Consider the following 13,936-nt stretch of genomic DNA (forward strand, 5'->3'; position numbering starts at 1 on the left):
AATTTTCTAAAATAATTGATTTAATAAACAAATTACTTTATGATTTTTCATAACACCTTGATTGGACAGATATCTATATAAATTCAGACTTTTAGTATAAGAAAGACACGTTGAAGGAGAGGGATACAAATGAAACTGATGACAGAGGAGCAGTTACTACTTGCTTATTTAAAAACGCATGGTGCAACGGCACCTAAGGTTATTCCAGGCAAAAGAGAGGTTACCTTTTTATCTAAAGCTACAGGTATTCCTCAAGTATGGAAATGGAGTCAAAAGGAAAACTCCCCGCAACAATATACGGAATTAAAGGATAGGGTTATGTCTGTCCATCATTCTCCAACTGGGACGAAAACGATTGTTGGAATGGATCACCATGGGAACGAAAAACAACAGTTATTTTTATTAACTGAAAATGAATCGAACGTGGATGAGCTTGTTGTTTCTAAGGATCATTTCCATCGATTCGGTGGTTGGTCACCGAGTGAAGAGAAAATCTCCTTTGCAAGTAACCGGCGTCATCCAGGTTATTTTGATGTGTATATTTTTGACCTAGAAAATAACACGGAAGAATTAGTTTATCAGTATGACGGTAGCTGTGCGCCCGTTTGTTGGACGAAGGACGGTAAGAACCTTATATTACGTTTGATTGATACAAATATTGATCAGTCGCTTTATGTTCTAAATTTAGAAACGAAGCAGTTGAAACAAATAGGACCTAAAGATATGAATGGTAGATATGGATCAATAATTGTAACGGGAAATGATGAGGGAGGAATTTTGCTAACGGACGCAGGGCGGGATACATTGGCCATATTTCATTTTTCTTTTCAAAACCCATCCATATTAAAGGAAGTCTTAGAAATAGATGGCTGGGATATTGAAGAAATCGAGCTATCTCTAGATGAATCAAAACTATCATTTACTGTTAATGAGGGCGGAATTTCTAAATTAGGAATCTATCAGTTAGATAGTCATACCTTCAATTATGTAGACGGATTACCATCTGGAGTGTATGATTCACTTTCCTGGTTAAGTAATCATGAGTTAATTGTTGGGGTGAAAAGCTCTATACATCCAGGGGATATATGGCTGGTAGATTTGCAGAAAAATGAAACGGAAAGACTTACTACTGTAGGGGAGGAAAAGTCTATCAGTCATTTATGGATGGAGCCGGAATTATGTAGCTTTTCCTCTTTTGATGGATTAGAGGTTCCCTATTTCTTATATGGGAAAAAGAACGAAGAACAGCCTGTTGTCATCTACGTACACGGTGGCCCAGAAAGTCAAATTCGTTCCGTTTTCAACCCTGTAATTCAATATTTAGCGGCTAAAGGATTTGCTGTAGCAGCACCGAATGTTCGTGGAAGCATGGGATATGGTAGAAAGTATGTAAAATTGGATGACGTTCGGAAGCGAATGGATGCCGTAGCAGATTTAAAATGGTTAGTCGAGGACCTGGTCAGAAGCCATGGCGTAGATGAAAATAAAGTTGGAATTATGGGGCGAAGCTATGGTGGATTTATGGTTCTAGCTGCGTTAACGCACTATCCAAACGTTTGGGCGGCTGGAGTCGATATTGTTGGAATATCTCATTTTAAAACATTCTTAGAAAATACTGGACCATGGCGTAGGAAAATTAGAGAGTATGAATATGGTTCATTAGAACACGACGTTGATTTCTTTGAGGAGATCGCGCCGTTAAACCATACCGATAAAATCACTGCACCATTACTTGTTTTTCACGGGAGAAACGATGTCCGTGTCCCAGTTAGTGAAGCAGAACAATTAACAGCTGACTTAAAGAAACAAGGAAAGCCGGTTGAACTGATTGTATTTGAAAACGAAGGACATCAAACAGAAAAGCTAGAAAACCACATAACCATGAACACCAAAATTGTAGAATTCTTTAGGAAATATTTGTAAGGTGCCTGGCACCGACAAAATTCGACAAATTTCGAGGAGTGACAGGCACCGACAATAGGTTATTTCTTTTTAAATTTGCTTCCTTGGTTTTTGGCTCTTAGTTTTGCTATTAGGTTGGATGTTTTATTGGTTGCTGCTTGGGTAGCTTTTTCGTTTATGGCGAGGATGGTAAAATCTCCATCTTCGTTTTTTTCTAGAGTGAAATAGGTATTAACCTCGCTACCGGCTGGTAGGGTATCTTTTGAAACGACTAATTCTTCCTTAAGCTCCTCAATAAGAATAACTGCTTGATTTTGATCTTCAAAACGATCAAGTACACCTTGCACCTGCATAGTTGAAACCTCCTATTCTTTACTCCACACAAGCTATTCCTTCATCTTTAATATCTTGAATTCTAGCAGGACCAATTCCATTAATAGCGCTGAGGCCATCAACAGATTTATATGGTCGTTTTTCGATTAATTCCTCTGCCCGGACAGTTCCAATATGTTTGATTTGTTGTACCTCTTCCACCGAAGCACTATTAATATTTACACAGCTTCCAGAAGGATTTGAGCTTTGATTAGATTTTTCTTCTTTTTCTGTTGTTTCATTTGTATTAGTAGCTGAATGGTTACTTTTTGGACTGATCGTACCATCTTTATTTGTGAGAATGTCATATTCTTTACCGTCGGTTTCAATAATAATTGTACCATGGACGTCTGTTCCAAATAGCTTTATTCCCAAATTCTGAATATGGGACACTACTTCAGCATGGGGGTGTCCATAGCTGTTGTCAGCTCCAGCACTATAGATGGCAACATCTGGTGAAACAGCTTCGATAAATGAAGGATCACTTGATGTGCTAGAGCCATGATGCCCAAGCTGTAAAATATCTGCGTCTAGATTAATTCCAACGTTCATCATTCTTCTTTCCGAGTTTGTATCTGCATCACCGGTAAATAAAAACTTCACATCTCCATAGGTAAACAATGCGGAAATGGATTCTTCGTTTGTCTTACCTGTGATTTTATCTGGATAAATGACCTCAATATTCATGTTACCCATTTCAAAGGATTCACCAGTTCGTGGTTCATAATAGTCCGCACCACTAGTTAAAACGGCCTCTAACGCATTTTGGAAGGTTTTCGATGTGCTTTCATTACCCGACATCCAAACCTCACCTACATCAAATGTTTGAACGACATCTTCTAATTGACCAACATGATCGGCGTCAGGGTGACTAACAATTACTAAGTCCAAGGTAGAGACATGTTGTGACTGTAAATAATTAACAACTTGATTTCCTCGCCAATCCCCTGTGTCAAAAAGTATAGTAAATTCCTCAAACTGAAGCAGTGTTGCATCAGCTTGCCCAACGTCAATGTAATGAACCTCTAATCCGGTTAGGGATTCGTTGTTTGCAGTCTTTTCTTCTGCGTCAGTCGTAGTCGAAACCTCTTCACTATTAATCTCCTCTTCATCAGTTTGTTCTGTTTCTTCAGAAGTATTGCTACTGTCTACACCTGAGCTATGTTGATCTTCCGTTACCGTTTCATTAGTTTGGTCAGGATTAGGTTGCTCTTTTATACCTTGCCCGCAAGCTATTAACAAGATAGCGATAAGCATGGATAAAAACAAATGATTTTTCAAGTAAAATTCCCCCAATTGATGTCAGTTCTCAGTCTCTATTTTACTTGATTATGGTAACAAAAATGTGTATTAAATACTAGGTTGATTCTTATGGAAAGGGGGTGGAAACAGTTATAGGTTACTTTTATTGCTTGAAATGGTGATTTAGGAATAGGGAGAGGTGCAATAAATTACTTTTCTCTAGTGAAAAAATGAATGATTAAGCTTTCTTCAATCTAGGTTTTGTCATTGTAGGAGTGTGCACGATATAAATTATCTTGGCATAATGAGGAAAATGAAAAAAAGACGGAGGGAAAGATATGGGAATTGTAACGATCGTTTTATTTGGATTTACTTGTATACACCCAAGTGGGGTGTACGGTGTACTTGATCGGATTGAAGATCAAGTACATGCCGTTATTCTATTGGAAGATATAGATGAGGAACTGATTGTACCAATAGACAAATTACCACCTGGAACAAAAAAAGACACCTGGTTCAATATAATAATTCGACAAAATCCGACAAGTGACAGGCACCGACAATGGCACCTGCGCTATTATAGTAGTCCTACCATTTTAAGGCCGTGTTGGATGCCGTTGTCTTCTACGGATTTGGTTACGTGCTGGGCTACGGATTTCACTTCTTCTTCTGCATTCCCCATGGCTACACTGTTTTTAACAGTTGATAACATCTCGATGTCATTTAGTCCATCCCCAAATGCGAATATGTGTTCTTCAGAAAATCCTAATTTTTCAGCTGCTTGTTCAATTCCTTTTGCTTTGGAACCACCTTTTGGAGTAATATCTACAGAATATGGGTGCCAGCGAACGAAATTGAAATCACAAAAAATTTGTTCATACTGTTTTTCTTCTCCTTCTTCACAGAAAAGCAGGGATTGATACAGTTCTCGACCACTGTAATAATGTGGGTCATGTGTCGGGAATTTTTCAATTTTTAATGTTGAAATACTTTCATTAATATAATGATGTTCTGGCACATTTGCTTTCATGTCCTCGTGATCCATAAATACAACTGGATGATTTTTTTCAAGAGCCATTTCTGATAATTTTTTAAGAGAGGGAATGTTTAATGGATTTACATATGCCACTTCTCCTCGAACGACTACGTACTGTCCGTTATAGCTAACAAACGTATCTATATCTAATTCCTTACGTAGATCTTCGTACATAAATGGAGCTCTTCCTGTTGCAATAGCTACTTCATGTCCTAATGCTTTTAATTTGAAAATCGACTCTTTTGTAGAATGAGGTAATTCCTTTTCTCCATTAAGTAATGTTCCATCAATATCAAAAAAGATAACACTATGATTGGTCATAATTTCAGTACTCCTAAACTATTTTATTTACTACACTCATTCTAAATCGTGAAAGGCCTTTCATGTCAACTTATAAACCTAACCTTTTCTAATAAAAGCAATATCATAGTTAGTCACTCATACAATTAAAAAAGCACCAATCTGTTACTTTTTAGAGGGCTTCATAGTACCCGTGAAAAATTTATAACTATTAACACTGTGGTTATAGTGTTAATTGATTGATATGTATTTATTTTAATGCTAATATAACTAATAATTTAAATAATTTATAATATTATTTACTATGCTTGGCTTTTACCAAGCCCTTATGGCAAGAGCCTTTTGATGCACTTAATAAGAAAATTTTCTTATCTGCTACATCATACATCCTAAAATAACTACTTTCTTCTTCAGTCAACTACATAAAACAGTCGTATTGAAATCCAATCCAAGTTAAATAGCAATGTCAATCCACATTCACTCAGAGTGGACCTGACGTTCTATATAAAATTATTTAGGGAGGGTTCTTATGGACAAGGTCAAAAATCGGTGGCTAATCGCTGCTTCGGCAGTAGGGGTACACCTATCCATTGGTTCAGCATATGCATGGAGCGTGTTTACCAATCCAATGGTCAATCAGTTTGGCTGGGACCAAACGCAAGTGTCTACTGCTTTTAGTATTGCTATTTTCTTCTTAGGATTTTCGGCAGCATTTATGGGTAGGTTTGTTGAAAAAAGTGGACCTAGAAAGTCTGGTATGCTCGCAGCATTATTCTTCGGAGTAGGTGTAGCTGGTTCCGGGCTTGCAACGGCCACAGAATCATTATTATTATTATACCTTTTTTACGGGATTATTGGTGGTATTGGGTTAGGGATTGGTTATATCTCTCCAGTATCCACATTAGTAAAATGGTTCCCGGATCGTCGCGGTCTTGCGACTGGTCTAGCAATAATGGGATTTGGATTTGCAGCGATGATTAGTGGACCTGCTGCAGCATCGTTAATTGAATCTGTTGGTATTTCTAATACATTCTTTATTCTAGGTGCGATATATTTTGTAGTCATGACCGTGTCTGCTCAATACTTAGCTCCACCTCCAGAAGGTTGGAAACCAAAAGGGTTTACGGAGAAACAAGAAGCTGATACAGCAAAAGGTAAAATTAAAGAAGATTTATCACAGCTTACAGCCAATGAGGCCATTAAAACCCGCCGTTTTTGGATGCTATGGTTCATGTTATTTATTAATGTAACCTGTGGTATTGCTATTCTTGCAGTTGCTTCACCAATGGCACAGGAAATTACTGGCATGACTGCAATTGCAGCGGCGGCAATGGTTGGAATTTTAGGTGTGTTCAATGGTGGGGGGAGACTTGCATGGGCGTCATTATCTGATTATATCGGACGACCAAATGTTTATACCGCATTTTTTATCATTCAGATCGTGGCATTTTTCATGCTACCATATGCGACTAATCCATTAGTATTCCAAATTTTATTGTTCGCCATTTTAACTTGTTATGGCGGTGGATTTGCTTCTGTACCAGCCTACATTGGTGATTTATTTGGTACAAAACAACTGGGGGCAATCCATGGCTATATTTTAACGGCATGGGCAATGGCAGGGGTTGTCGGTCCAATTCTATTATCATTGATTTATGATTCTACGAATAGTTATAATGTAACTATGATGATCTTTGGAATCATGTTCGTTATTGCATTTGCGATTTCACTTTGGATTCGTGTCGATATTAAAAGATTACGAGGTAAGCAAAACAAATCCGTTCAAAAAGTGGGCGTTGCAAAGCAAGCATAATTATTTTTTAAGGGTCCGATTCCTATTTGGAGTCGACCCTTATGGTGCATATGAAATACGTATTAGGAGGGGAAGTTGTTGGGAAAAACGAAGCATACTGGTCCAGTTAAGCTGTCCAAAAAGCCAGATCCAAGTCTTTGGGTAAGTAAAGTCCCATTTGGTCTGGGAAAAGTTAAGCCACATCATATCCGTGATACGATGAAGGTTGTATGGGAAAATAAAGATAATCTACCGTATGCAACCCGCATTTTAACCCAAGGTGTTTGTGATGGATGTGCCCTTGGTGTATCTGGGCTTCAAGATCAAACATTAAAAGGACCACATGTTTGTACAACGCGCTTAAATGTTCTTCGGTTAAATACGATGTCAGCTATTAAAGAAGATGTGTTACACGCAGAAATTGATGAACTTCGCAAAATGAGCAGTACGGAATTACGAAAACTTGGAAGAATTCCATACCCAATTATGAGGGAGCCTGGTGAAAAATCATTCCGTCGTATTTCTTGGGATGAGGCCCTTCATAAAATTTCCGAGAAAATGAAAGCGCTTGATCCAAAACAATATGCTTTTTATACGACATCACGTGGGATTACAAACGAAGTTTATTATACGCTAGGAAAAGTAGCTCGTTATCTTGGGACGAATAATATTGATAACGCGTCAAGAATTTGTCACTCGCCATCTAAAACAGCTCTCAGCCGCTCCGTTGGTGTTGGAGCATCGACATGTAATTATAAAGACTGGATCGGCACAGATGTCCTTGTATTTTGGGGATCTGTTGCGGCAAATAACCAGCCAGTATCTACTAAATACATGTATGCTGCAAAACGTAAAGGGACGAAAATTATTGTAATTAATCCGTATCACGAACCGTCTATGGATAACTATTGGGTTCCATCGATTCCAGAATCAGCTTTATTTGGTACGAAAATTGCTGATGATGTGTACCAGGTTAATATTGGTGGAGATATTGCCTTCATGCACGGAGTAATGAAACATTGGTTTGAAATGGAAGCAGAAGAGAGCGGCTCAGCAATTAACCATGATTTTGTTAAAGAGCATGTGAATGGGTTTCATGAATTAAAAGAAAAAGTAACTGCCTATAGCTGGGAGCAATTAGAGAAGTCTTCTGGTTTATCAAAAGCTCGAATGCAGGAGTTAGCAAAACTATTAGCTAAGTCGAATTCAGCAGTTTTTGTTTGGTCGATGGGATTAACACAGCATCGTTTTGGGACGGATAATGTCTCACAAATTGCAAATCTAGCATTGCTTCGTGGGTTTATTGGTAGAGAACATTGTGGACTGATGCCAATACGTGGCCATTCCGGAGTGCAAGGATCTGGAGAAATGGGTGCCGATCCATTTGTACTTCCTGGTGGAGGAATGGATGAAAAAAATAGAAAACGAGTTGAGAAGATTTGGGGATTTGATATTCCGAAATGGCAGGGAGACATAGTTGGTGTTTCATTGGAAAATGCTGTTTTACCAGAAGATCATGAGCGAAAATTGAAATTATATTATATGTCAGGTGGTAATTTCCTAGAAACGATGCCAAATCCAGATTTTGTAAAAGAATGCTTGGAAAATGTGAACATACGTGTTCATCAAGATATAATTTTAAATACATCTACCTTAGTAGACGCCAAAGAAGCAGTTATTGTATTGCCAGCAATGACTAGGTATGAACAGCCTGGTGGTGGAACATCCACTTCTACCGAACGAATGGTTTATTTTTCACCGGAGATTAAGGGACCTAGAATTGAAGAGGCAAGACCAGAATGGGAGATTTATGTTGATCTTGCAAAACGGATTAAACCAGAGGAAAAGCATTTAATTGATTTTAAGGATCCATTTGAAATTCGTGAGGAGATTGCAAAAGCTGCTCCAAATTATGATGGTATTCAACACTTAAAAGATCGTGGTGATGTATTCCAATGGGGTGGTGCTTGGTTATGTGAAGATGGAATCTGTCCTACTCCTGATGGAAAAGGAAATCTGATTGCAATGGATATACCAGAGCTTCGTAAGCCTGAAGGTCATTTCTATGTAACCACACGTCGTGGAAAACAATTTAATTCGATGATTTATGATGAAAAGGATCCATTTAATGATGCGGACCGCTATGATGTTTTAATGAATGAATCCGATGCGAAGGAGTTAGGGATTAAAGAAGGGCAACCAGTAGTTGTTTATAATCAACATGGCTCCTTTAATGGTAATGCTAAATTTGTTTCCTTAAAATCTGGTAATGTGGAGGTCCATTGGCCGGAAGGGAATGTGTTGATTCCAAAAGGTGTTTATGAACATTTAGCAGGTATTCCAGAATATAATACAGCAGTAATCATAGAAAAAGCGGAAACGTATTTTGCTCATAAGGATACAAAATATGTAGAAAAGCGTATTGAAGAACTTGAAATGGAAACAAGTTAGAAGGTGATGGTATGAACGATACCAAACAGGAGGGGTGGGAGACAATCCGATTTGATGGAATGTCTCCAACAATCCTGGATGAGGAAATTGCTACGGAATTTGCCCTAACTATTGTTTTAAATGGTGAGGAATTTGCGACAATGGTTTGCTCTCCTACCGATTTGCAGGACCTAGTCGTTGGTTTTCTTGCTTCAGAAGGAATCATTCGATTTGTTGAGGAAATAAAGGATATTTCACTAGATGAATCGATGGGATTTGCGTATGTAGAGCTTTATAAAAATCTAGATCTTATGGAGCAGGATCATTCGAAACGAGTAATTGGCTCATGCTGTGGAAAAAGTCGCCAATTCTACTTTAAAAGTGATGTTAGAACATCTAAAACCATAACGAGTAACCTTACACTATCTGTTCAGCAGTGTTATGCATTGATGCAACAGCTGCAGGATGGCTCTGATCAATTTAAACGAACAGGTGGTGTACACAACGCAGGTCTTGCAACAATACATGAATTATTGCAGGTTCGAACAGATATTGGTAGACATAATGCACTCGATAAAATATATGGGCATATTCTGCATAATCACATTTCGGTGAAGGATAAATTAATCGTATTTAGTGGTCGTATTTCCTCGGAGGTGCTACTAAAAATTTCAAAAATTGGTGCTGGCATCCTTCTTTCGAAATCAGCACCGACGGATTTAGCATTGAAATTGGCGGAAGACCTTGGGATTACAGTAATCGGTTTTGCTAGAGGAGATAAGATGAACGTTTACACACATCCACATCGCATATTGGAAACGAATGTATGACAGATCAGACTATTTTACGGAAAATCCACATAAACTTTAGTAAACTTGGTATTCGTCAAGCTTTATGGAGAATGCCATAGTTGCACTTATTTAGGATAGGAAATTTATACTTTCCTATCTTCTAAAACATTCTAGTAGAATAGAAGAAAAGTAATCTTTAGGAGGGATCCCTTGGCTAGTATTACAGATAAATTTGGTCGACCACTACGGGATCTGCGTATTTCTGTCACAGATCGGTGTAATTTTAGGTGTACGTATTGTATGCCAAAGGAGATATTTGGGAAAGACTATCCGTTTTTACCAAAAAACCAATTATTAAGCTTCGAAGAAATTGAAAGGCTAGCAGCTAGCTTTGTCAACCTAGGGGTAAAAAAAATACGCTTAACTGGTGGAGAGCCCTTGTTACGCAGGAATCTACCTGAGTTAGTAAAAAAACTATCAACTATTAATGGGGTAGAAGATATTGGTTTAACGACAAATGCTAGTTTGCTTGAAAAAATGGCAAGCGACATAAAACAAGCAGGGCTAGATCGTATTAATGTAAGTCTAGATGCGTTAAATAATGAAGTCTTTCAATCGATTAATGATAGTGGGGTCACTACGGAACGGGTATTAAAAGGAATCGAGAAGGCAAAGGAAGTCGGTCTAGAAGTAAAAGTAAACATGGTCGTTAAAAAAGGAATGAATGAACAAGAAGTCATTCCAATGGCCAAGTATTTTAAAGAAAAAGGAATTACACTGCGCTTTATTGAGTTTATGGATGTAGGGAAAACTAATGGCTGGGATTTTAGCAAGGTAGTTACCAAACAGGAATTATTCCGAGAGCTTTCCTCCCATTTTGAATTAGAGCCAGTTGACCCTGCTTATGTCGGAGAAGTGGCAAAAAGGTATCGTTATGTAGGTACAAATACAGAGGTTGGCTTTATTACGTCCGTGTCGGAATCATTTTGTTCTACTTGCACGAGAGCAAGAATTGCAGCAGATGGTAAGCTGTATACCTGTTTATTCGCAGGAAATGGATTTGACTTTAGAGAGTTACTCCGCTCTGGAGCGGATGATGAAAAAATCCGTTCCACGATTACATCCATTTGGAACAAACGTACCGATCGTTACTCCGATGAACGAACGGAAGAAACTGCAAAACATAAAGAGAAAATCGAAATGTCCTATATTGGGGGATAACCATTAGGGGTGCGCGTCCCTAAAAGAGTCTGTCACTTGTTGAAATTCTACAAGTGATAGACTCTTTTTTGCATATTGGAAATTCTAAGCTTTTCTTTCCTGCATAAGTGCAACGAAGGCTTATATCATAAAGGCTTGGCAAAAACCAGGTTTTCTAAGTACAATAGGAAGTAGATTTTGTTTGAATTGATCTAGAATAGAAAGAAGTGATGGTCTATGAGAAAGGTTCGGATTGGGATTGTTGGTTTGGGGTCTATAGCTCAAAAAGCTTATCTACCCATTTTGACTAGGGAAACAGATTGGACATTAGTAGGTGCCTATTCACCTTCAGAAGAAAAAAGAAAACGCATTTGTAAGGAATATCGAATGCAGGAATACCATCAGCTTCACCATTTAATGGATGAAAGTGATGCTTTATTTATTCACAGTTCAACGGAGTCTCATTATGAAGTGGTATCACTAGCCTTACAGCACGGCGTTGATGTATATGTTGATAAACCACTAGCTGCTACGGTTGAAGAAGCAGAAGAATTAGTAGAATTAAGTAAACATCATCAAAGGAAGCTAATGGTTGGATTTAATCGTAGATTTGCACCAATGTATGTAGAAGCGAAGAAACGTGTGAAAAACTTAGCCTGGATTCGTTTTGATAAGCATCGTGCGAATAGTGTTGGACCGAATACATATGATTTTACAATGCTCGATGACTACCTTCACTTAGTTGATACAGCTAGATGGTTAGCAAACGGTGATCTAACTCCAACATATCAGCAAATTCAAGTAAATGAACAGAATCAACTTCTCTATGCAAGTCATTTGTATGAATCGAATAATAAGATATCTTTCCATACGTCAATGCATCGAAAGGCTGGTACAAGCATGGAACAACTGGAGCTTGTCGGTGAGGATGCAATTATTCGAGTGAAAAATATGAGCGTCATGGAAATAGAAGAAAATAATCAAATATCTACGAAAACACCACCATCATGGGAAACCGTACTTAAGCAGAGAGGATTTGAAGATGCGATTAAGCATTTTATTGACTGTCTAAACCATGATCATCAACCTGCTGTAGATGGGGAAGAGGCATTAAAATCACAAATTCTTATAGAAAAATAGGTGCCTGTCACTTGTCGAATTTCGACAAGTGACAGGCACCTTAAAACTTATTTCTCACGATAAACAAAATAATCAAAGTCAGCGTGTAAGCTACGACCAGATGTATCCTGACACTGCATTCCCACGAATGCACCAGTGAAAAATCCACCACCTTGAATGTAATCATCAGACAGCTTATACGATTCAAATGTCACAGGGACTTTTGTCCAATTCTCACCATCAAAGGAATAGGAATATTGATAATGATGTGTCTCGACATCCACACGAATATAAACATATTCTACATCTTCAGGAATAATGATTTCATTTCCTTTCAATGGTTGTGCAAAGATAAAGTTATCACAAGTGGTTAAATCAAGAATTCTACCTTTTTCTTCATGCCAAGTTACCTGTAATGCTGTCCAATTTTGCGTATTATAGTAATTCACTAAACCTGCAGCCTGTTGAAACGAATCTGGGTTAAATGCTACTTTTGTTTCGGCAGTGAAATTAAAATGTTGCCAGCGCCTTGCCACAAAAGCTTGGGTAAACTTTGATGTTAGAGATTCCTTTCCATAAAGACGTAAATGTCCTGGATTGTCAGTTAGAGAAAGAATTTTCTCCCCTAATGGAATTCGTAATGACTGATAATGAAGATTCAATTGTTCGGTGTTAAAGTCATCTTTTTCTTCAACATCTGGTCCCCATGTTACTTCTTCCATGTTTGGACCTTCAATTTCGCTAGCTGGTTGATTCCCACCAACGACGTATGGCCAATCATTACTCCACTCTAATCGTTGGATAGCTGTTTCCCTACCTAGAGGACAATAACCTCTTGGATCAAGGAGAGGTTGCCCATCTCTTGGTAATGGTCGACCTGTAAGGTGTACTAAAAACCATTCATCTGTGTGCGTGTGAACCATTGATGCATGTCCAGCTTTTTGTAAAGGATTTCTTGGGTATGGGAAAGACGTAATTAATGGATTGTCAGGATGCACCTCATACGGTCCCCAAATATCCTTTGAACGTGCGATTGTTGCTTGATGGTCGTATTTTGTTCCACCTTCAGCAGTCAATAGATAGTAATAGCCATTCATTTTATATAAATGTGGTGCTTCGGTAAGCATAATATCTGTACCTTTAAAAATAATTTCAGATTTACCGACAAGTTTTTGTTCCTCTACACTGTATTCTTGCATGACGATTCCATAAAAATTATGATTTCCGACACGGTGATCCCAAAACATGTTAACAAAGTATTTTTTACCATCGTCGTCATGGAATAAAGATGGATCAAAACCGGAGCTATTCATGTGAATTGGCTCAGACCACTCGCCGTCAATCGTATCGCAGGTAACTAGGTAATTATGGCAATCCTTCCATTGACCTTCCGTAACTTTTACATCCGTATAAATTAACCAAAACTTGCCATCACTATAGGATAAAGCAGGTGCCCAAATTCCACCAGAATCAGGGTTTCCCATCATATTTAATTGACTTAATCGATTCAGCGGTCTAGAAACCAGACGCCAATTTTTAAGATCTTTAGAATGATAGATTCCAACACCTGGGAACCATTCGAATGTGGAAACAGCAATATAGTAATCTTCTCCTGCACGACAAATACTTGGATCTGGATTAAATCCAGTTAGGATGGGATTATGAATTTTGTTCATGTTTATTCACCTCAAATAAAATATTTTAAAAAGAATGCGCTTTCTTTTATCGTTTATTTCTACCCCTATGATTACG

General features: G+C 38.1%; 10 protein-coding genes and 1 pseudogene. 7 read left to right on the forward strand and 4 right to left on the reverse strand.

Translation table 11 applies throughout. The features are described from left to right. The first annotated feature begins 129 nt into the window (after positions 1–129). Positions 130–1,923: a S9 family peptidase gene (locus GMD78_RS04735; RefSeq protein WP_343042119.1), complete on the forward strand. Its 1,794-nt coding sequence runs from the start codon at positions 130–132 to the stop codon at positions 1,921–1,923. Between the two features lie 59 nt (positions 1,924–1,982). Here the strand turns inward: GMD78_RS04735 and GMD78_RS04740 are convergent, their stop codons facing one another. Continuing rightward, positions 1,983–2,255: a DUF3006 domain-containing protein gene (locus GMD78_RS04740; protein ID WP_155667574.1), complete on the reverse strand. Its 273-nt coding sequence runs from the start codon at positions 2,253–2,255 to the stop codon at positions 1,983–1,985. 19 nt (positions 2,256–2,274) lie between these two features. Continuing rightward, positions 2,275–3,555, reverse strand: coding sequence for an MBL fold metallo-hydrolase (locus GMD78_RS04745; protein WP_155667575.1), 1,281 nt, complete (start codon positions 3,553–3,555; stop codon positions 2,275–2,277). A gap of 299 nt (positions 3,556–3,854) precedes the next feature. On the opposite strand from GMD78_RS04745, the pseudogene GMD78_RS22005 reads away from it, so the two are divergent. After that, a pseudogene (locus GMD78_RS22005) lies at positions 3,855–4,064 on the forward strand (DUF3006 family protein); the annotation flags it as partial. 29 nt (positions 4,065–4,093) lie between these two features. Here GMD78_RS22005 and GMD78_RS04755 read toward each other — a convergent pair. After that, positions 4,094–4,873, reverse strand: a complete 780-nt coding sequence (locus tag GMD78_RS04755; protein ID WP_155667576.1) for a Cof-type HAD-IIB family hydrolase — start codon at positions 4,871–4,873, stop codon at positions 4,094–4,096. A gap of 508 nt (positions 4,874–5,381) precedes the next feature. On the opposite strand from GMD78_RS04755, the gene GMD78_RS04760 reads away from it, so the two are divergent. The 5 genes from GMD78_RS04760 (at position 5,382) to GMD78_RS04780 (ending at position 12,205) form a co-directional block, all read left to right on the forward strand. Continuing rightward, positions 5,382–6,665 carry an L-lactate MFS transporter gene (locus GMD78_RS04760; protein WP_155667577.1) on the forward strand — a complete coding sequence of 428 codons (1,284 nt, stop codon included), beginning with the start codon at positions 5,382–5,384 and terminating at the stop codon, positions 6,663–6,665. 78 nt (positions 6,666–6,743) lie between these two features. Further along, positions 6,744–9,095 carry an FdhF/YdeP family oxidoreductase gene (locus tag GMD78_RS04765; RefSeq protein ID WP_155667578.1) on the forward strand — a complete coding sequence of 784 codons (2,352 nt, stop codon included), beginning with the start codon at positions 6,744–6,746 and terminating at the stop codon, positions 9,093–9,095. Positions 9,096–9,106: 11 nt separating this feature from the next. Continuing rightward, complete coding sequence (gene fdhD, locus GMD78_RS04770; protein WP_155667579.1) at positions 9,107–9,904, forward strand: formate dehydrogenase accessory sulfurtransferase FdhD; 798 nt, start codon at positions 9,107–9,109, stop codon at positions 9,902–9,904. A 171-nt stretch (positions 9,905–10,075) separates the two neighbouring features. Continuing rightward, positions 10,076–11,086 (forward strand): GTP 3',8-cyclase MoaA, encoded by a 1,011-nt coding sequence (gene moaA / locus GMD78_RS04775; protein ID WP_155667580.1) that lies wholly within the window; start codon positions 10,076–10,078, stop codon positions 11,084–11,086. Between the two features lie 216 nt (positions 11,087–11,302). Beyond that, on the forward strand, positions 11,303–12,205 hold the full coding sequence (locus GMD78_RS04780) for a Gfo/Idh/MocA family protein (protein ID WP_155667581.1): 903 nt from the start codon (positions 11,303–11,305) through the stop codon (positions 12,203–12,205). A gap of 47 nt (positions 12,206–12,252) precedes the next feature. Here GMD78_RS04780 and GMD78_RS04785 read toward each other — a convergent pair whose 3' ends face one another. Then, positions 12,253–13,860, reverse strand: coding sequence for a glycoside hydrolase family 43 protein (locus tag GMD78_RS04785; RefSeq protein WP_155667582.1), 1,608 nt, complete (start codon positions 13,858–13,860; stop codon positions 12,253–12,255). Positions 13,861–13,936: the final 76 nt, after the last annotated feature.

It is taken from the genome of Ornithinibacillus caprae (assembly GCF_009728145.1).
Taxonomy (GTDB): domain Bacteria; phylum Bacillota; class Bacilli; order Bacillales; family Amphibacillaceae; genus Ornithinibacillus; species Ornithinibacillus caprae.

What these genes read in the sequence shown, in the direction of transcription:
- GMD78_RS04735 (WP_343042119.1), top strand. Translation starts at nt 130, where the DNA reads ATGAAACTGATGACAGAGGAGCAGTTACTACTTGCTTATTTAAAAACG.
- GMD78_RS04740 (WP_155667574.1), bottom strand. Translation starts at nt 2,255, where the DNA reads ATGCAGGTGCAAGGTGTACTTGATCGTTTTGAAGATCAAAATCAAGCA.
- GMD78_RS04755 (WP_155667576.1), bottom strand. Translation starts at nt 4,873, where the DNA reads ATGACCAATCATAGTGTTATCTTTTTTGATATTGATGGAACATTACTT.
- GMD78_RS04760 (WP_155667577.1), top strand. Translation starts at nt 5,382, where the DNA reads ATGGACAAGGTCAAAAATCGGTGGCTAATCGCTGCTTCGGCAGTAGGG.
- fdhD (WP_155667579.1), top strand. Translation starts at nt 9,107, where the DNA reads ATGAACGATACCAAACAGGAGGGGTGGGAGACAATCCGATTTGATGGA.
- GMD78_RS04780 (WP_155667581.1), top strand. Translation starts at nt 11,303, where the DNA reads ATGAGAAAGGTTCGGATTGGGATTGTTGGTTTGGGGTCTATAGCTCAA.
- GMD78_RS04785 (WP_155667582.1), bottom strand. Translation starts at nt 13,860, where the DNA reads ATGAACAAAATTCATAATCCCATCCTAACTGGATTTAATCCAGATCCA.